The sequence below is a fragment of the Streptomyces sp. NPDC029152 genome (assembly GCF_055564355.1).
This window is the reverse complement of the sequence record NZ_JBVHWR010000017.1, coordinates 58,979-77,669: the sequence shown is the minus strand read 5'-3', so window position 1 is coordinate 77,669 and position 18,691 is coordinate 58,979. Positions and strand designations below refer to the sequence as shown.

General features: G+C 69.9%; 16 protein-coding genes and 2 pseudogenes. 11 read left to right on the top strand and 7 right to left on the bottom strand.

The window, feature by feature from the left end:
* Positions 1 to 22: 22 nt before the first annotated feature.
* Positions 23 to 634 (bottom strand): TetR/AcrR family transcriptional regulator, encoded by a 612-nt coding sequence (locus ACZ4V6_RS29160; RefSeq protein ID WP_467833310.1) that lies wholly within the window; start codon positions 632 to 634, stop codon positions 23 to 25.
* 224 nt (positions 635 to 858) lie between these two features.
* Here ACZ4V6_RS29160 and ACZ4V6_RS29155 point away from each other — a divergent pair, with 224 nt between their 5' ends.
* Positions 859 to 1,008 carry a hypothetical protein gene (locus tag ACZ4V6_RS29155; protein WP_467833307.1) on the top strand — a complete coding sequence of 50 codons (150 nt, stop codon included), beginning with the start codon at positions 859 to 861 and terminating at the stop codon, positions 1,006 to 1,008.
* Positions 1,009 to 1,082: 74 nt separating this feature from the next.
* The gene (locus ACZ4V6_RS29150) at positions 1,083 to 1,424 is read left to right on the top strand and encodes a hypothetical protein (protein ID WP_467833410.1); all 342 of its coding nucleotides are present in this window, start codon (positions 1,083 to 1,085) and stop codon (positions 1,422 to 1,424) included.
* On the opposite strand, the gene ACZ4V6_RS29145 is transcribed toward ACZ4V6_RS29150, so the two are convergent.
* Positions 1,364 to 1,852: an AQJ64_40280 family protein gene (locus ACZ4V6_RS29145; protein WP_467833402.1), complete on the bottom strand. Its 489-nt coding sequence runs from the start codon at positions 1,850 to 1,852 to the stop codon at positions 1,364 to 1,366. The two genes, ACZ4V6_RS29150 and ACZ4V6_RS29145, sit on opposite strands and share 61 nt — an antisense overlap.
* Before the next feature lie 403 nt (positions 1,853 to 2,255).
* Between ACZ4V6_RS29145 and ACZ4V6_RS29140 the strand changes: the two are divergent.
* Positions 2,256 to 2,602, top strand: a pseudogene (locus ACZ4V6_RS29140) (transposase family protein); the annotation flags it as partial.
* A gap of 430 nt (positions 2,603 to 3,032) precedes the next feature.
* On the opposite strand, the gene ACZ4V6_RS29135 reads toward ACZ4V6_RS29140, so the two are convergent.
* A complete protein-coding gene (locus ACZ4V6_RS29135; RefSeq protein WP_467833306.1) occupies positions 3,033 to 3,641 on the bottom strand; it encodes a hypothetical protein in 609 nt (202 codons plus the stop codon).
* 1,984 nt (positions 3,642 to 5,625) lie between these two features.
* Here ACZ4V6_RS29135 and ACZ4V6_RS29130 point away from each other — a divergent pair.
* A pseudogene (locus tag ACZ4V6_RS29130) lies at positions 5,626 to 5,898 on the top strand (DDE-type integrase/transposase/recombinase); the annotation flags it as partial.
* A 200-nt stretch (positions 5,899 to 6,098) separates the two neighbouring features.
* On the opposite strand, the gene ACZ4V6_RS29125 reads toward ACZ4V6_RS29130, so the two are convergent.
* From ACZ4V6_RS29125 to ACZ4V6_RS29110, 4 genes are all read right to left on the bottom strand, one after another.
* Positions 6,099 to 7,307, bottom strand: coding sequence for a PucR-like N-terminal domain-containing protein (locus tag ACZ4V6_RS29125; RefSeq protein WP_467833305.1), 1,209 nt, complete (start codon positions 7,305 to 7,307; stop codon positions 6,099 to 6,101).
* Positions 7,308 to 7,519: 212 nt separating this feature from the next.
* Positions 7,520 to 8,470, bottom strand: a complete 951-nt coding sequence (locus ACZ4V6_RS29120; RefSeq protein WP_467833302.1) for a hypothetical protein — start codon at positions 8,468 to 8,470, stop codon at positions 7,520 to 7,522.
* Between the two features lie 44 nt (positions 8,471 to 8,514).
* Positions 8,515 to 10,101 (bottom strand): DUF6801 domain-containing protein, encoded by a 1,587-nt coding sequence (locus tag ACZ4V6_RS29115; RefSeq protein ID WP_467833299.1) that lies wholly within the window; start codon positions 10,099 to 10,101, stop codon positions 8,515 to 8,517.
* Between the two features lie 114 nt (positions 10,102 to 10,215).
* Entirely contained in the window at positions 10,216 to 10,848 is a 633-nt protein-coding gene (locus ACZ4V6_RS29110) for a hypothetical protein (protein WP_467833297.1), read from the bottom strand.
* A 737-nt stretch (positions 10,849 to 11,585) separates the two neighbouring features.
* On the opposite strand from ACZ4V6_RS29110, the gene ACZ4V6_RS29105 reads away from it, so the two are divergent.
* The 7 genes from ACZ4V6_RS29105 to ACZ4V6_RS29075 are packed head-to-tail and all read left to right on the top strand — an operon-like array spanning position 11,586 to position 18,643.
* Positions 11,586 to 12,632, top strand: a complete 1,047-nt coding sequence (locus ACZ4V6_RS29105) for an ABC transporter ATP-binding protein (protein ID WP_467833294.1) — start codon at positions 11,586 to 11,588, stop codon at positions 12,630 to 12,632.
* A complete protein-coding gene (locus tag ACZ4V6_RS29100; RefSeq protein ID WP_467833291.1) occupies positions 12,629 to 13,393 on the top strand; it encodes an MlaE family ABC transporter permease in 765 nt (254 codons plus the stop codon). Before ACZ4V6_RS29105 ends, ACZ4V6_RS29100 begins: the two co-directional genes overlap by 4 nt.
* A 5-nt stretch (positions 13,394 to 13,398) precedes the next feature.
* Complete coding sequence (locus ACZ4V6_RS29095) at positions 13,399 to 14,205, top strand: MlaE family ABC transporter permease (RefSeq protein WP_386921641.1); 807 nt, start codon at positions 13,399 to 13,401, stop codon at positions 14,203 to 14,205.
* Between the two features lies 1 nt (position 14,206).
* On the top strand, positions 14,207 to 15,460 hold the full coding sequence (locus ACZ4V6_RS29090) for an MCE family protein (protein WP_467833288.1): 1,254 nt from the start codon (positions 14,207 to 14,209) through the stop codon (positions 15,458 to 15,460).
* The gene (locus tag ACZ4V6_RS29085; protein ID WP_467833285.1) at positions 15,457 to 16,515 is read left to right on the top strand and encodes an MCE family protein; all 1,059 of its coding nucleotides are present in this window, start codon (positions 15,457 to 15,459) and stop codon (positions 16,513 to 16,515) included. The genes ACZ4V6_RS29090 and ACZ4V6_RS29085 overlap by 4 nt, the downstream gene beginning before the upstream one ends.
* Positions 16,512 to 17,612 (top strand): MCE family protein, encoded by a 1,101-nt coding sequence (locus ACZ4V6_RS29080; RefSeq protein WP_467833283.1) that lies wholly within the window; start codon positions 16,512 to 16,514, stop codon positions 17,610 to 17,612. Before ACZ4V6_RS29085 ends, ACZ4V6_RS29080 begins: the two co-directional genes overlap by 4 nt.
* The gene (locus ACZ4V6_RS29075; RefSeq protein ID WP_467833281.1) at positions 17,612 to 18,643 is read left to right on the top strand and encodes an MCE family protein; all 1,032 of its coding nucleotides are present in this window, start codon (positions 17,612 to 17,614) and stop codon (positions 18,641 to 18,643) included. The genes ACZ4V6_RS29080 and ACZ4V6_RS29075 overlap by 1 nt, the downstream gene beginning before the upstream one ends.
* The last annotated feature ends 48 nt before the right edge of the window (positions 18,644 to 18,691 follow it).

The following is an 18,691-nucleotide window of genomic DNA, read 5'->3' as shown; positions in this document are numbered from 1 at the left end:
GAAGCGGCTGGGTGGCTGCGGGCTACGGCCGGGGACCGGATTCGACGCCGGGGCGGTCGCGCAGGGCGTGGAGGAGCAGGTCGTGGATTTCGGCGGCGGCAGCCTCGATCGGGGCCGTGCTCTGCTCGGCCCGGCACATGATCACCGCGCCTTCGACCGCGGCGATGATGAAGGCACCGAGTCGGCGGCTGCGTTCCTCGCCCAGGCCGTGCCGCAGGAGGAGGGCCGCGAGGGCCTCCTGCCAGCGGGCGAAGACTGCGGCAGCGGAACGGGCGAGCTGGGGTGCGTCGTCATTGGTCTCCACGGCCACCGCCACGATCGGGCAGCCGGCCCTGAAGCCGCTCTCCACGAGCCGCTCACGCCACAGCAGGAAAAATGCGTCGATCGCCGCCACGGGATCATCCGCCTGCATGGCAGCGTCGATCAGCCCCGCGATGAAGTCCCCCGCCAGCGCCACCGCTTCATCGATGAGCTGCGTCCTTCCACCAGGGAAGTGGTGATACACCGAGCCCCGAGGGGCTCCACTGTGAGCGAGCACCCGGTCGATGCTGGTCGCGCTCGCGCCGTACTCCCGCAGCAGAGCGGCAGCACTGAGGATCATCCGGTCACGGCTGTCACTCCTGCGCGGACTCACCTGCCCAGCACCTCCCCACGACGTGGCCCTCCCTCCACGAACGGATGGGCTACCTGTCGGTAACTTATGGGGTATGGCATAGAACATGCAAGGGGGGCGCGGGCGAACATTGGATCCGCAGTAGTGGCACCGCTTGAGATGCGCGCCAAGGGCGGTGATCCATAAGACGCTCGGCTCAACACGCTGGACTTGACAGAGAGTCCGCAGGGTGGGGCTCCCGCGAGATGCTCGACCACCGGCCGGTGGTGGCCGACGTGGTGGTCGAGTTCGCCGGGGACAGTGCGGTGGACGAGGGCCGCTACCGGCATCCCGTCCGCTACCTGCGCGTGCGCGACGACATCAGCCCAGAGCAGCTGCCGCTCCCAGGTGTGTAGCCTGGCGCCACGCCCGCCCTCCCGGAGCGGACCAGGACGGGTCAGCTGCAGTCGGCCAGGAAGCGGGCTTCGCGGTGGTCGGGGCTGAGGAAGATGAATCCGCTGCCGTAGCCGAAGTTGAGGAAGAAGGGATCGTCGCCCGGTTCTTCGCCCCGGTCGGTGAACTGGCACAGGAACAGCTAGGAATCGTCGCTAAGGCCCCGCACATGGCCGTTGGGCAGCACCGCGGTGCCGCCGAGGAAGTCTCCGGGTCCGTCGCCGGAGGGCAGGCCGGCCTCCGGGCCCTCGTGCCGGATGAAACGCCACCGGGCGGCGTGGTGGTCGGCTGCCGCACCCGTGTCGGGCGGCACGGGCTTCAGTTCGACGAGCCAGTCGACGGGGATCTGCGTCTCGTCACGGCCCCAGCGCCACAGTGACCGGCCTCAGGTCCCGGCAGGCCCGATGACCGCGAACGGGGCACTCTGCCGTCGGGCTGGATGAGCACGACGGCTTCGCCGGACGGTTGGGTCCATGCCCATGCCCCCGTCGTCTTCCGCCAGGAACAGGTACACCAGACGCACCTCGTCCCTGGGCACCCGGAACTGGCCGATGAACACCAGCGGCTCCCCGCTCTGCGCATCCACCGGCCAGACCGCCCGTCGGAGTCGACGAAGCAGTCTCTGTGCTCTGCCCCGTCCTCACTCCAGTGCAGACTCGTGAAGTGCATAGGCCTCACCAGCCAAAATTCCTCACCCAACGCCGTATCGGACTCAGTAGCGCTGCCGGCTGGATACCGGCCCGTGATCGCGGCTGCCACCGGAGTACCGCTCCGCGGCAGTCTCTCGCGTACGTCAACCCAGGTCACCACGGTGTTCAGATTCGTCCCCTCCACCCTCGCTCAGGCACTCGGCAAGTCGTCCTCTGCCCATATGCCAGCGCGTCGGCAAGGGCACTGCACTGCCCCAACCTCGGCAACTGGTAGGACTGCCCGCCGCCCGCGAAGGTTGCCTGAACCGGAACGAGCATGGCACCAACCGCCACAACCACCGACCCGGCGAACCCATGCGGTCACAGCACTACCCCCAGAGCATCGAGGGCGCCGTGGCAATGATGGCGGACTCCAGCACGGTCGACATCAACCCCAGCCGCAGCGCGGTCGACGAGCAACTGCGCATCCACCACTCGTATTGCGCCAGGGATGATCAGAGCGAGGAGGCCGCCGAGAAGATCGAGCAGCACGCGGTCGAGACCGACGAGATCTTGCCTGGGTGGACCTGTTCGCCGGACTGGACGGTCGCCGGTTCCGCAAGCTCGTCGGGGTCGTGCGGCGCCGGGGTGGCGGCAAGCCCACCGGCGGCCGGCCGTGGGCCCTGCGCTTGGAGAGCCGCGTACTGCTGGTGGCCGCGTACTGGTGGACGAACCTCACGATGCGGCAGCCCGGGCCTCCGTTCGGGATCTCGACGTCGGCCGCGGACCGGGCCATCGACCACGTTGCTCGCTTCAGGCCCTGGCCCCGGTGCGGCGCCGGCATCCGGCCGACACGGTGCTGATCGTGGACGGCGCCCTGGTTCCCACCCGTGACCGCAGTGGAGCCGCCGCCAGCAAGAACTACCAGGTCGTCATCACACGCTGGCCGTCTTCCTCGACTTGACCGCGTGCGCAGTGGCGGACCGAAAGCGCACCCCACGCTATGGCGACTTGGCACAACCTCGCGGTCGGTGGCCCGCGACTGAACGGCGCGAAGAACATCGTCTCCAGCCGTCGCCGCAATGCGCGTGACGCCCGCCGACCCCTCACACTCCTCGGCCTCGCCTGAGCACGAAGTGGACGTCACTCGACTACGCCGAAGCCCTGAGGGCTGTCGCTGAACAACTTCAAGCTTTGATCTTGGTCAGGCGGGCTGTCTCGCGAGGTCGTCGAGTGGAACGGCACTTCGGCGGTCGCGAGCCGTTTCTCGACCGCTCCCTGGCCGCTCAGCTGTCGACCGGGCCCGACGTCTGCGTTCTCGGCGTTCTCTCAGGCTGAGACCGAGAGGTGACGGCGCCTCAGATGGTCGGGGTGTCGTCAACAATCGGCTTGTGAATCTCAACGACCGGCTTCCACCCCGCGGAGAATTCGATGAAGTCCGCCCGGGTGGGGTAGGTGTCGATCGCGCGACGGTCACGCTTGGGGCTGTCGCTCCCCTTGCGGCCCCGGGGAATCTGCTCCTCGAAGATGTCGACCTTCACGTCGGGAACCTCCTTGAGGCCCTGGCGCCAGATCTGCACGATGTCGGGGCCGAACGCCTGCCGGGCCGCAGCGTAAAGGGCCGTGAGGGACCCCTTGTCCCCACCAGGAACGAAAAGCGCCAGGTCCATCACGACACCGGCGGACTGGAGGACCTCGATGGTCGCCGAGCCGTTCTCGTCGGCCAAGTAGATTCCGGCCCCGTTCTCGTCGTCGGGAAGGCAGGAGACCTCTTCCTGGAATACGGTTCTCGCCGTGATCGAGCCGCCCTCGAAATCCTCACCGGACTTGGTCAGAAAAGCAGGGACATAGCAGTCGGGAAGCTTGAGTTCTGCCGTGTCGGCGGAAACGAGGATCCTGTCCTTCACGCCGAGCTTCGTCACCTCTTCCAGCGAGAGGCGGCGAGCGACGATCTTCTCCGTGTTCACGATTTCCCTTTCAGGTAGCACTGTCCCTCCGAGCGAGGACGCTACCACGAAAACCCGAGGTCAACTGCCCATTAGTCCTTGGCTAGATGGCCCCAGACGACCTGCACGGGTGGACTCCGAAGCGAGTGTCACTCGGTCGGGACCACACATGCGCCAGGCAGTGTCCCTCGTCATGGCGTCGGGGATCAACTGGCGGTTGCATTTCGGTGCGTTGGGTAGCACAGAGGAGCTAAAAGAGAGTTACTGTGGATATCACCCATATCGCCTTCAAGGAGGTGGCTGCAAGGTAAGGCGATCCATTCGTCGTGCATCTCGAAGAGTGCAGCGGGAACAAACCGGATGGTCCGATACCACAACGGCGCAGACCCCACCGGCAACATCTGCATGGAGCGCGAACCGAAAGTCGCGCGCACTACCGCGCCCTCTTCGGTCAGGGCTTCGACGTAGTCGGCTGACACCCGGTTGCTGCCGTCTCGTTGTGTTGGGGGGCGTACACAGCAGGAACGGACGTCCGCGATCATGGAGTTCTCTATGCTCTGTGACCTTGGACTGCCCGTGCCTGCCGACGCATCGCCTCTGATCTCCCCTGCCCTCAAACAGCTCAGACCGCATCCGGAAGTGTCCGGGAGCGATCTTCCGGACAGGCTGGAACGCCTCGCGCAGCTCCTGGACCCGCGGGATCCGCGGGGAATACGGCACCCTCTCGTGACGCTCCTGGCACTGACGCTTGCACGGTCCTCACCGGAGCGCGATCCCTGATCGCAGTGAGTGAACGTGCGGCCGACGCACTGCCGGCCCTACTCGAACGGCTCGGCACGGCCGTCGACCCGCTGGTCCCGAAACGCTCCTGTTCCGCGGAATCCACGATCCGGCGACCGCTCGCCAGAATCGACGCGGATGCCCCGGACCGGGTGGTCGGAGCCTGGCACGCGGACCGGCAGACCAGGGGACAAGGGTTGCCAGGGCTCGCGGTCGGCGGGAAGGCGCTGCGGGGTGCGGCCCGCGCGAGTCGGCCAGGAGCTTGACCAGCCCCAACTGGCAGGTGTGGGTGATGTCCGTGCAGCTTCCGGGCCTGGTCGGGCTGCAGAAGAGCACCCGGCCGTCCGTGACAGCCATGGTCTTTACAGCCTTCTGCTTGATCTTGCCGGAGATGAACTTGTGCCGGCCCTTGCGCCCTGCGGCCGGCCGCCGGACTTGGATCTCGGTTTCGTCGGTGATCCCAGCGTTTCCACTGGTGCCGAGGTGGTCGAAGCCCTCGGTGAGGGTCCGCAGTCGCGCGCCGGTACTGACATTGAGGGCGCGTTCGGACCTCTATTTGCATCGGTTCTGGCCCGACAGACTGTAGTTGACCAAGAGGCCGAGCGTAGAAGAAGCGAAGCCCGCCGCGCCCGGTAGGGCTCGTCGAGGAGCGGGCCGTCGACAGTTCGAGGACGTCGAACACGATCAGGTGTGCCGGGGCCGTCCGGGCTGCCTGCCGGGCACCGGCGCCACGGCGGCGAGCCCGAGTCTGAAGTCCACTGAAGTCGAGACGGCCCTCCGTAGCGACAACCAGCTCCCCGTCCAGGAGCAAGGGTTGTCGCAGGGTGCCGCCTGCGGCTGCGATCTCGGGGAAGGCACCGCTGCAGATACGCGCGGCCGGGGTGGGCGAAGAGCGGCGCGCGGTAGCCGTCGGGTTTCTGCTCGTAGGTCGCCAGTCCGCTCGGCAGCGCCTGCTCGGGCGGCAGCACAGGGCGGGCCTCGGCGAGCATCGGCTGAACCGGTGGAGACAGCACACTTCCAGGTGTATGCCCAGGCGCCGCCGGTCGCACCCGAGGGCTGCTGTCAGTGCCACCAGCAATGATGCCGGTATGACGACCACGATGCAGAGCTACGGCTTCACCTGGACCGATGCGGACGGCACCCCGCGCGCCTCTGCCGTCGCCTACGACGAGGTCTCCGCCGACCGGCGTCGGAAGGAACTAGGCCTGTGTGATGTTGTGATCACCGTGAGGTCATGCCGTCGGTGGAGCACCGCTCGCACAAGGGCCTGAACAACCGGGCCGAGAACAGCCACCAGCCCACGCGGCAGCGCGAACACGCGATGAAAGGCTTCCGCTCCGTCGGCGCAGCGCAGCGGTTCCCGTCCAGCGGCATCTCACCGCACTCCCGCCCCCACCGCCACCTGATGACAGCTTCCGGCCACCGAGCCGAGACGGCCATCCGCTTCGCGATCTGGGACCAGATCACCGGCGCTGCCAACCCGCCCACCACGGCCTGACCCCAGGCCCGGGCCGCAGGCCCACCACGCCCCGCAGCACCATCAGACAGCCACGCACCCGATAACGTGACAACGCCCGCTTGAGTGACCGGGCTCGCCGACCGCGACGCCACCTGTTCCGGTCCCAGCGGTGGGACGCCCCGTCGGCCGGTCCCGGACGGCGCGGCGGCCGGCCGGGCCCCCGCCGGGACGTGCCCCTCCTACTCCCCGGTGTCGCGGGAGAGCAGGTGCAGGGCCCGCAGCGACGCCTCCAGGGCGAACCGGTGGTCGGGGTGGGCAAGACGGTCGCCCAGCAGGGCGTCCAGGTTCCGCAGACGGTAACGGACGGTCTGGGCGTGCACGCCCAGCAGCGCGCCGACCTGCTCCGCCGACGCCCGGGTGGAGACGTGCACCCGCAGGGTCTCCACGAGGCGGTCGCGGCGGCCGGCCGGCAGATGGTCGATCGGGGCCAGCTCTCCGGCCGCGAGATGCGCCACGAGAGCCGGGTCCGAGAGCAGCCACAGCGTCACCAGGTGGTCCTCGCAGCGGACCACGGGAGCGTCGGCGACCACACCTTCGTCGATGAGCTGGAGCACCCGGCGCGCCCAGCGGACGGAGTCGGCCGCCTGGGCCAGGGGCACGGTCAGCCCGACCACGGCGTGCGAGCCCGCCAGGGCCGCGTCGAGCATCGCCAGGCGCTCCGGGGTGAGGGCCCCGGGCACCAGCAGGTGCGGCTGGGGGACGCCCAGGTCGAAGAGGACGTCGTCGGCCAGCCCCGCCTCCAGGTGCTCGGGCACCGGTGAGCGCAGGGCGACCATGGTGACGTCGGTGGGCAGGCGCCAGGCGGCGGCCTCGCAGAGCCCGGGGAGCGCCTGGGGCAGCGGGGGAGCGGCCAGGATGAGGTGGAGCAGCCGTCTGCGTCGCGCCGGGACCTCGGAGAAGGCTCGCGACTGCACCTCGGCGTAGCCCTCGCGGGAGATCTGCTCCAGTTCGTCGACGTAGGCGAACAGGGCGTCGGCGAAGGCGAGGATCAGGGTGGGGGAGAGGCGGTGCTGCCGGCCGAGGGCCTTGGCTCGGCGCAGCGCGATGCGGGCGCCGAGCCGGTACGCCCCCTGGAGGGTGTCCAGTTCGCGGCCCTCGTAGGCTTCGACGCGGCCGAACCTGCGGAGCAGTTCGTCGCGGAGCACCACGTTCTTGCCGGGGTCGGCGACGCGGTCCACGAAGGCGTACAGGGCCTGCTCCACGCCCTGCCGGACGGCGTCGGCGTTGGGGCCGTTGAGCAGTGGCCCGTAGACGGGATAGGCCCGGGTGACCTCGGCGCCGATCTCCTTCATGAGGCCGGGTAACTCCGGCCGCATGAAGGCGGCGAACTCCTTGGGCAGTGGTTCGAGCGGTTCACCGACCTCCGGCGGCCGCGTGGTTGAAGGCATGAGTACCGTCCCTTGCTCTCCGGTGCCCACGGTGTGCCGGTCGTGTGCCCGGGTCCTTCACAGGGAGGCGCACGACCGGACATGAGGCGATGCGTGTCTGGGCTGCTGAAGCTAAATCAAGTTCGATGGGACGTACACAGTCCGTGCACATTTCGGTGCTGTGGGACGGGACAGGACTGCCGAGACGGCTGAGAATCGCCGTCGCGCGGCCATTAGTTGACGGCCGAGTGCCAGTTCTGCGAGAGGCGCTTGCCCGCGTCGGGAGCGACGGTGCCGGGGGCGTTCAGACCGGCGAGGTGGGTCTGGCTGTTGCCGAGCGTCACGCTGTTCTTCCCGGCGGCGGAGGGCAGTCCGGTCTTGGCGTTGACCGCCGCGTCGATCAGCCCCAGCAGGCCCAGCCCGCAGCCGCTGGCGCCGGGCACGGCGAAGGTGCTGTCGTTCTGCGTCGCACCGGTGAGGTTGATGCGGCTCATCTCGCCGTCGTCGGCGACCGTTCCGTCACCCTGGAAGAACGACATGCCGAACTCGGGGAACTCCAGGTTCCTCGGGCGCAGCACGATGGGGTTGGCGGCGGTGCCGATGTAGCACTTGCTGCCGAGGAACGGGTTCTCCAGGTGGATGCGGACCGGTATGGCGACGATCGGCAGGTCGGTGAGGATGCCGGCGGTCTGGTCGAAGTCGTAGGGCGCGCCGACGGACTCCACCGTCGCCGTGATCTTGTTGAGGGAGCTGTTGTTGAGCTGCTCGCAGATCGCCGTGATGCTGGGGATGCTGCTCGGGCACATCAGCCCCAGCAGTCCGCCCGGGACGGTCGCGGAGTCGGCGACGAGGGCGCCGCCGGCCGGGGCCACCACGGAGCTGCTCCCGTCGGAGTTCTGGATGACCCCGATCTGCAGGTTGGTCCGGCCCGTGGTCACGGTGGTGTTGCCGAGCTTGATGGAGCCGCTCGCCGAGGTGGAGACCACGCACTGCGGGGTGCGGGTCAGGCCGTCGGCGGCCAGCATCGCCGGGGCGTCCACGGGACAGCGGGTGAAGGGCGCCCACTCGCCGTTCGGTACGGCGGTCGCCGCGGTCGCGGTGCCCATGGAGGCGAAGGCGCCCAGCGCGGTGCCGAGAGCGGTGGCGGTGGTGGCGACTCTGGCGCCGAGGGAGAACCGCATCATGTGGCCTTCCGGTCAGGGGTGGGAGAGGAACGGACGGAGAGGGATCAGCGTTCGGCTACGGGGATCTTGAGGGGTTGCAGGTCGGGGGTGCACTCGTCCGGGTTGGGCACCTCGGCCGAGACGAAGCAGGCCTGGCCCTGGATCTGCTTGACGTAGTTGCCGGGGCCGGAGACCGAGGCCGTGAGCAGGCGGTCGAGGTTCTCGCCGGCCGCGGTGCCGCAGCCCGTGAAGGCGGGGATGCTCACCTCGCCGGTCAGCGGGCCGCCGGACAGCAGCAGGTAGCCGGTGGCGGGCTCGCCGGTGGCCTGTTCGCCCCGGCCGTGCAGGACCAGGTGGTCGCCGGGATACTTCGCCGGCTCGGGGTCCGGGGAGGCGAGGGACGTCTTCGTCCGGCACGTCGTCCCCACGTCCAGCGGGGTGCCGTTGACCTTCAGGGAGGTCACCCGGAGTACGACCGGTGCCCGGACGTAGGTGTCCGTGCTGGTGAACACGAAGTCGGTGGTGCCGTGCGAGTCGATGGTCATCGGCCCCGTCTGCTCCAGCACCATCGTGGCCGTCGTCGGGGTGAAGTCGAAGGTCAGGAAGGTCGCCTGGAAGGGCGGGGTCTGCTTGCGCTGCTGGTAGTACAGGTCCGCGGTGGAGTGCTGGGTGATGGTGGCGCCGCTGAAGTCCGGGAAGAACTCGAACTGGGGCTCGCCCTGGGTGATCAGCGTGCAGAACGGGGGCACCAGCGCGGCGCCGTCGAGCTTGTTCACGTTGGCGTAGCCGGTGAGGTACGCGTTCAGCGACATCGGTCCGGCCGGGTACTTCTCGTCGTACTTGCAGGTCGGCGCGTTCCGGCCGGCGGCGGCACCGCCCGGCACGGGATCCGCGACCTTCGGGGCCCGCTCGTCCTGCCGGTTCGCCGGTTCCTCCTCGGGCTGCCGCGGCGTGCCGGAGGCGGAGGGCGTTCCGGGCGGCGATTCGCTCGGCGTGTCCGTGCCGCTTCCCCCGCCCGGCTCGTCCGTTCCGACCAGGACGCCGGCCAGCCGGCCCCCGTCCGGGGCGCCTTCGGCGAGGGTGCAGTCGACGGTCACCGCGGCGGGGTCGGTGGCGCCGCCCTCCGCGGTGGTCGGACTCAGGTCCAGGGCGAAGTCCCCGGCGGTCATGGTCAGTCGACCCCCGCTCTGCCCGATCACCGAGGGGACGTCGCCCGTGGCGGTCAGTGTCAGCGGTCCGGTCGCGGGCAGGGCCGTGGGTTCCGTGCCGCCGCGCCAGGTCGCTTCGGCGGTGGCCTCGCCCTGGGTGACGCCGACCGAGAGCCGGGTCGCCGCCCGGACGCCGGACGCACCCAGTGCCGCCAGGTCCGCCACCGCCGGCTCCGGCAGCTCGACGGTCGTGGTCACGTCCGCCGGCTCGATCGGTTCACCGATGGCCACGCGTTCCGGGAGGGCAGCCTCGACCCTCACCGTCGCGGCCTGTTCGCCGGAGGGGAACAGGCACACGTAGGGCAGCGCGGCGACGACCTCGTGCGTACCGGCCGCCCCGGCCGCCGCGGGCACGGTGGCGCCCAGCACGACGAACGCGGCGATCGCCGCGCTGCGGGCGCGGTTGCGGGCCGTCCGCCGGACGGCGGTACGGGGGGCTGTCATCTCTCACTCCGCTCGGGTCGGTCCACGGTCCGGACGGCCGACGGCGGCCGCCGCGTGCGGGCGGCCCGCCACGCCCGGCCGGGATCACCGGCCGGGCGGCGGCGAGCCGCGCTGTTACGGGTTGGAGCCGACGATCTTCGGGATGGTGGTGGTGCCCGTGACCTTGACCGCGTAGTTGCCCTTGAAGGTGGGCTTGGTGGCGGTGGTGACCACGGTGCCGCAGCCGGAGGCCGAGGTGACGCTCAGGTCACCGCTGACGCTGGCGACCGCGAGGATGCCGGTCGAGTTGGTGTAGGTGGCGGTTGCCTTGCCCTGCACGTTGAACACGCAGGCGCCCGCGGTCACCTTCGCCTTGACGTTGCCGACGTAGCCCTTGGTCACACCGGTGGAGGCGGTGTAGTCCTGGGCGACGACGGTCCAGGGCGTGGTCGCGATGGTGGTGACGTTGCCCAGGACGCTGGTGCACGGCGACGTGCTGGTACCGAAGTTGATGGCGTTGATGCTGGCCACCGTCGCCGGGTTGCCGGTGGCGCTGGCCATCGTGCCCGACGCGCTGGACGTCGTGCACGTCATCGGGATGTTGGCGGTCAGCACGATGTTCCCGCTGTTGGTCGCCGAGAAGTTGGCCGGCGACGGGGTGACGGTCCAGACCGTGGAGGGGACGGCCGAGGCGGGGGCGACGGCCATGGCGAAGGCGGCGGCGCCCGCGCCCGCCACGACGGCAATTCTTGTCAGAGGATTCTTCATGACTTGGGGACTCCCTTGTGGATTGACCGGCAGAGGGGGATCGCGTCCGTACCTGTGGAGTGGGTGAACGGACGGTCCGCGGCTCGGAAATCCTCGACCGCGAGCCACGACGTTACTCGCGGGAAACTTAGGCGAACAATGGAGCCGACCATGATTCTTTGGAGAAGTGGAAATACCTGTTCGCCAGGTGAGCAGTCCGCTGTCCGGCTTAGTCATCCGCTGCTAAGGACGCATCCGTGCCGGGGCCGGCGCCGGACCGCTCCGGGCAGGTGAGAGGCATTCCCCCGGCTCCGTTCGGGCGGGGTATTGCTCACTTGATGACAAGAGCGAGGCGGGTACTTGTCGCCGCGCTGACAAAGTCGGGATGGCCGAACCGAATCCCTCGGGAAAGTCGGATCCTTCTCTTGCCCCCTCAGGTTACTCAGCCGTAGCGTGCCGGACACGGCGCTGATCTCGTGGTGGGCCCCCTGCCGCGGAGGCGCGACGGATGACTTCCGGCCTTGCCCTCCTTCAGGTGCGGGCATCCGTCGGCAGGACCGTGCGGAGCCCGTCCCCCCGGGAGCCGCGCGGACCTGCCCCGCACCCGGCAGACAAAGGCGACGGCGTGATTTGTCTCCGCGGTGACAAAGAACGGAGAGGCCGGCCGAGTCCGGCGCACCAGTTGTTGTCAGCGAACCGTGCACCGGCTTAACGTGCGCTCCCCGGTGCGCACCGGCCTCACCCACTTTGGAGGTGATATGGGGATCGAAGTGGTGGTCGAGGGTCTCACCAAGTCCTTCGGCGGGCAGAAGATCTGGCAGGACGTGAGCCTCACGCTCCCTGCGGGAGAGGTCAGTGTCATGCTCGGTCCGTCCGGAACCGGAAAGACCGTTTTCCTCAAGTCGCTCATCGGACTGCTGAAGCCGGAGCGCGGCCGCGTCCTCATCGACGGCGTCGACATGGTGAACAGCCCCGAACGGGATATATACGAGACCCGTAAAAAATTCGGCCTCATGTTCCAGGACGGCGCCCTATTCGGTTCCATGTCGCTCTTCGACAACATCGCTTTTCCGTTGCGCGAACACACCCGGAAGAAGGAGTCGGAGATCCGCCGCATCGTCATGGAGCGGATCGATGTCGTCGGACTGCTGGGCGCCGAGGGCAAGCTGCCGGGGGAGATCAGCGGCGGCATGCGCAAGCGGGCCGGACTCGCCCGCGCGCTCGTGCTCGACCCGCAGATCATCCTGTGCGACGAACCCGACTCGGGTCTCGACCCCGTCCGCACCGCCTACCTCTCCCAACTGCTGATCGACCTGAACGCGCAGATCGACGCGACGATGCTGATCGTCACCCACAACCTCGACATCGCCGCCACGGTCCCCGACAACATGGGCATGCTCTTCCGGCGCGAACTGGTCACCTTCGGTCCGCGCGAGGTGCTTCTCACCAGCGAGGAGCCGGTCGTGGCGCAGTTCCTGGCCGGCCGCCGCGAGGGACCGATCGGGATGTCGGAGGAGAAGGACGCCGCCACCCTCGCCGCCGAGGCCGCAAAAGCGCGGGGCGCGGACGGTCCGCGCGAAATCATCCCCCAACTGGAACCGTCCCCCGGCCTGCCGCCGCGCCGCGCCGTCATCCGGCGCCGTGAGCGGGTCCTGGGCATGCTCGACCGGCTGCCGCCCGCCGCCCGCGCGGCCATCGAGCGCACCTACGCCGCCGACCCCGCCGGGGGCGCCGCCGAAGCTCCGGGCGCTCACGGCACCACGGCCACGACGCTGCCGATGCCGGCCGCCGGGAGCGGCACATGATCACCGGTGCCCTGCGGCAGACCGGCCGGCTCTTCGCGCTCGCCGCCGAGGTGGCCCGCGCGATCTTCCGACGGCCCTTCCAGTTCCGGGAGTTCGTGGAGCAGTTCTGGTTCATCGCCAGCGTCACGATCCTGCCCGCGGCCCTCGTCTCCATCCCGTTCGGCGCCGTGATCGCCCTCCAGGTCGGCTCGCTCACCCAGCAGCTCGGCGCCCAGTCCTTCACCGGCGGCGCCAGCGTGCTGGCCGTCGTGCAGCAGGCCAGCCCGCTGATCGTCGCCCTGCTGATCGCGGGCGCGGCCGGCTCCGCGATCTGCGCCGACCTCGGCTCGCGCACCATCCGCGAGGAGCTGGACGCCATGGAGGTCATGGGCGTCTCGCCCGTGCAGCGCCTGGTGGTGCCCCGCGTCCTGGCCACCATGGGCGTCGCGGTCCTGCTCAACGGCCTGGTCTCCGCGGTCGGCATCCTCGGCGGCTACGTCTTCAACGTCTTCCTCCAGGACGGCACCCCCGGCGCCTACCTCTCCAGCTTCTCCGCGCTCGCCCAGCTGCCCGACCTCTACATCAGCGAACTCAAGGCCCTGGTCTTCGGGTTCATCGCGGGCATCGTCGCCGCCTACCGCGGCCTGAACCCGCGCGGCGGCCCCAAGGGCGTCGGCGACGCCGTCAACCAGTCCGTCGTCATCACCTTCCTGCTGCTCTTCTTCGTCAACATGGTGATGACGGGCGTCTACCTCCAACTCGTTCCGCCGAAGGGAGGCTGAGGTCCGTGGCCTCCCCGCTCGTCTGGCTCGACCGCTCCGGCGACCAACTCCTTTTCTACGTGCGCTCCCTGCTCTGGATCCCGCGCACCCTGCACCGCTACCTCAGAGAGGTGCAGCGGCTGCTCGCCGAGGTCGCCTTCGGCACCGGCGGCCTCGGGGTCGTCGGGGGCACCATCGGCGTGATGATCGCGATGACCCTGTTCACGGGGACGGTCGTGGGCCTCCAGGGATACGCGGCCCTCGACCAGATCGGCACCGCCGCCTTCACCGGCTTCGTCTCCGCCTACTTCAACACCCGCGAGATCGCCCCGCTCGTCGCCGGCCTCGCCCTCTCCGCGACCGTCGGCGCCGGCTTCACCGCCCAGCTCGGCGCCATGCGCATCAACGAGGAGGTCGACGCCCTCGAAGGCATGGGCATCCGCTCCCTGCCCTACCTGGTCACCACCCGCATCATCGCCGGCGTCGTCGCCATCATCCCTCTCTACGCGATCGGGCTGCTCTCCTCCTACCTGGCCTCCCGCTACGTCACGGTCCTCTTCAACGGCCAGTCGCGGGGCACGTACGACCACTACTTCAACCTGTTCCTCTCACCCACCGACGTGCTGCTCTCCGTCCTGAAGGTGCTGATCTTCAGCGTGATGGTGATCGTCGCCCACTGCTACTACGGCTACCGCGCCTCCGGCGGCCCGGCGGGGGTCGGCGTGGCCGTCGGCCGGTCGGTGCGCAACGCCATCGTGCTGATCAGCGTCACCGACTTCTTCCTGTCCCTGGCCCTGTGGGGCGCCACCACGACAGTGAAGGTGGCGGGCTGACATGAACGGTGCACGAGGCGCGACGGTGCGCCGCCGGCTCGCCGGAGTGGCCTTCCTGGTGGTCCCGGTCCTGCTGGTGTGGCTCGCGGTCGCCGTCTACGACAAGCAGTTCACCGACTCCGCCCCCGTGGTCGTGGAGACCGGCAGCGTCGGCAACGAGATGCACCTGGGCGCCGAGGTGAAGCTGCGCGGCGTCGTCGTCGGCGAGGTGCGCGAGATCGACACCACCGCCGACGGCGCCCGGCTCACCCTCGCCCTGCGGCCCGGCGCCCTCGACCGCATACCGGCCGACGTGCGCGCCCAGATGCTGCCCACCACCCTGTTCGGCGAACGCTTCGTCGCCCTGGTCCCGCCCGCGTCGGCCTCCGCCCGGCCGCTGGCCGCCGGTGCCGTCATCCCGCAGGACCGCTCCGCGAGCGCCGTCGAACTCCAGCAGGTACTGGACAACGTGCTGCCCATGCTCACCGCCGTCCAGCCGCAGAAGCTCTCCGCCACGCTCTCCGCCGTCTCCCAGGCCCTGGAGGGACGCGGTGACCGGCTCGGCGAGACCCTCACGCTCCTCGACTCCCACCTGCGCGAGTTCAACCCCCAACTGCCCACTCTCAACCGCGACCTGAAAGAGCTCGTGAAGGTGAGCCACGTCTACGCCGACGCCGCCCCCGACATCCTCACGGCCCTCACCGACTTCACCACCACCAGCGGCACCCTGGCCGAGAAGGAGAGCGAGCTGGCCGGCACCCTCGGCGCCACCACCGCGACGGCCGAGGACGTGACCGCCTTCCTGAGGCAGAACAAGGACAACATCATCCGCCTCTCCGCCTCCTCCAGGCCCACCCTGGAACTGCTCGCCGAGTACTCCTCGGCCTTCCCCTGCACCCTGCGGACCCTCGCCGACTTCGTCCCGGCCATGGACAGGGCCCTGGGCAAGGGCACCGACCGGCCCGGCCTGCGCGTCGACGTCACCACCGTGCCCTCCCGCGGCGCCTACCGCCCCGGCAGCGACACCCCCTCCTACGGCGCCGGCGGCGGCCCCCGCTGCTACCCCGTGCCCTACCTCGGCGTCTTGGCGAAACCGGCCGTACAGGTACCTGCGGCGGCCGGTCAGGACCTCGGCCCGGCCAACTCCCCGCAGGAGAACGACCTCGTCAACGAACTCCTCGCGCCCGCCACCGGCAAGGCCCCCGCCGACCTCCCCGAGTGGAGCAGCCTCCTCGCGGGACCGGCACTGCGCGGCACGGAGGTGACCCTGCGATGACCCCCCGGAGCACCAGCCACACCCGGCGCCGTCCGCTGACCGGCCCGGTGCTGAAGTCCCTCGCCTTCCTGGTGGTCACCGTGCTGGCCACCACCGTCCTCGGGCTGAGCGTCTCCGGCACCGGCATCGGCGACCACAGCCTCTCCTACAAGGCACTGTTCACCGACGCCACCGGAGTCACCGACGGCGACAGCGTACGGATCTCCGGGGTCGAGGTCGGCGAGGTCACCGACGTCCGCGTCGTCGACCGGCGCACCGCCCAGGTCACCTTCAGCGTCCGCGGCGACCGCACCCTGCCCGCGTCGACCACCGCCGCCGTGAAGTACCTCAACATGGTCGGGCAGCGCTACATCGCCCTGGACCGGGGCAGCGGCGACCTCACCGGCACCCTCGACGCCGGCGAGACCATCCCGCTCGAACGCACCTCTCCCGCACTCGACCTGACCCTGCTCTTCAACGGCTTCAAGCCGCTCTTCGAGGGCCTCTCCCCGAAGGACGTCAACGAACTCGCCGGCTCCATCGTGCAGGTCCTCCAGGGCGAGGGCGGCACCGTCGACAGCCTCGTCCGGCACATCGGCTCCGTCAGCACGACGGTCGCCGCCAAGGACAAGGTCATCGGCGAGGTGGTGAAGAACCTCAACACGGTCCTGACCACCCTCAACGACCGCGAGGCCGACTTCGACGACCTCGTGGACACCCTCCAGGAACTCGTCACCGGCTTCAACGGCGACCGCAAGCCCCTGGGCAAGGCCGTCGCCGCCATGGGCGACCTGACCACCGTGACCGCCGACCTCCTCGAAGAGGGCCGCGCGCCCCTGAAGCAGGACGTCCGCGAACTGGGCCGGCTCTCCGGGAACCTCGGCGACGCCACCCCGCAGATCGAGGACTTCCTCGACCGCACCCCCGCCAAGCTGACCGCCCTGGGCCGCCTGTCCTCCTACGGCTCCTGGTTCAACCTCTACCTCTGCGAGGCCCGCGTGGGCGGCGTGACGACCTCCACCGGCGCGAAGCCGCCGACCGGTATCGCGGTCACCGAAGCGAGGTGCGGCGCATGACCCTGCTGCTGCGGCCCGAGCACCGCGACACCCCCGCTCCCGCGCGCCGCCGCCTCCGACCGCCGCGCCTGAAGCCGGTCAAGGACCGCAACCCGGTCGCCGTGGCCCTGGTCGGCCTGCTCCTGCTGGCCCTGCTCACCGTCCTCGCCTACAACGCCGACCGCATCTCCCTCACCGGCGGCGGCACCACCTACAGCGCCGACTTCACCGAGGCGGCGGGACTGGACGAGGGCGACGAGGTGCGCGTGGCCGGCGTCAAGGTCGGCGAGGTCACCGCGGTCCGGCTCGACGGCGACCGGGTGAAGGTCACCTTCGAGGTCGAGGACGTCTGGATCGGCGACCGGACCACCGCCGCCATCGCCATCAAGACCCTGCTCGGCGACAAGTACCTGGCCCTCGACCCGCTCGGCGCCGCGGAACAGGACCCCGGCGACCGCATCCCGCGGACCCGGACCACCTCGCCGTACGACGTCACCCAGGCGTTCCAGGACCTCGGTTCCACCGTCGACGCCATCGACACCCGGCAGCTCGCCGAGAGCTTCGAGACGATCTCGGAGACCTTCGAGAACTCGCCGCCGCACGTCCGCAAGGCCGCCACCGGACTGACCGACCTGTCGCGCTCCGTCTCCAAGCGCGACCGTGAACTGTCCGAACTCCTCGGCGGCAGCGCCCGGTTCACCAAGACGCTGAAGGACAAGAAGTCCAGCTTCGAGACCCTCATCGAGGACGCCGGGCCGCTGCTCGGCGAACTCCAGGACCGGCGGGACGCCATCACCGCCCTGCTGAAGGGCAGCCGCGACCTCGGCACCGAACTGACCGGCCTGGTGGACGACAACGAGAAGCAGCTCGGCCCCACGCTGAAGGCGCTCGGCCGGGTCACCACCGTCCTGGAGGAGAACAGCACCCAGCTGGACCGGACGCTCGCCCTGGTCGGCCCCTACTACCGGCTCGTCGGCAACACCCTCGGCAACGGCCGCTGGTTCGACAGCTATCTGTGCGGGGTGGTGCCTCGCGACTACCTGCCCGCCCAGTCCCAGCCCAAGACGTCGTGCATGCCGCCCAAGCAGCCGGCGGCGGCCGAGGGGAACGGTGAGTGATGAGCAGACGCAGAAGACTCCTCGCGGCCGCGATCGCGCTCGCCGTGGTCGCCGCCGGACTCGCCACGGTGCGCGCCCTGGGCTCCGACGGCACCCGCATCACGGCCTACTTCGACCGCGCCGTCGGCATCTACGCCGGCTCCGACCTGCGCATCCTCGGCGTCCGGGTCGGCGAGGTGGAGTCGGTCCACCCCCAGGGCACCCGGGTGCGGGTGGAACTGGCGCTGGACGAGGGCGTACGCGTGCCCGCTTCGGCACGGGCCCTGGTGGTCGCGCCCAGCATCGTCGCCGACCGCTACGTCCAGCTCACCCCGGCCTACACCTCCGGGGCCGCCCTCGCCGACGGCGCCGAGCTGCCCGCCTCCCGCAACCGCACCCCGGTCGAGATCGACCAGCTCTACGCCTCGATCACCGACCTCGGCGAGGCACTGGGGCCGGACGGGGCCAACGCGGACGGGGCCCTGTCCGACCTGCTGAGGACCGGCGCCGCCAACCTCGACGGCAACGGCGAGGCCATCGGCGAGGGCATCGAGGAGTTCGGCAAGGCCACCAAGACCCTCGACGGGTCGAGCGACGACCTGTTCGCCACCCTAAGCAGCCTCCAGACCTTCACCACGATGCTCAAGGACAAGGACACCGGCGTACGCACCGCCCAGGAGCGACTGGACACGGTCGTCGGCTACTTCGCCGACAACAAGGACGACCTCGCGGGCGCGCTGGAGGAACTCGGCACCGCGCTCGGCCAGGTGAAGACCTTCATCAAGGACAACCGGGGCGAATTGAAGAAGAACGTCGAACGGCTCGTCCCGATCACCCAGACCCTCGTCCGCCAGCGCACCTCGCTGGCCGAGGCCCTGGACGTCGCACCGCTCGCCGCGGACAACCTCGTCGGCGCCTACGACCCCGGCACCGGCATGATCGACGGCCGCGCGAACCTCAACGAGATCAGCACGGGCGGCCCGCTGCTGCCCCTGCCGGCGACCGGCGGCTTCGCGTCGTCGGCCTCGGCCCCGGGGAAGGGGGAACGGTGAAGCGCGTCGTACGACGCCGGGGAAGGGCGTCCGACCCGGTGGACGCCA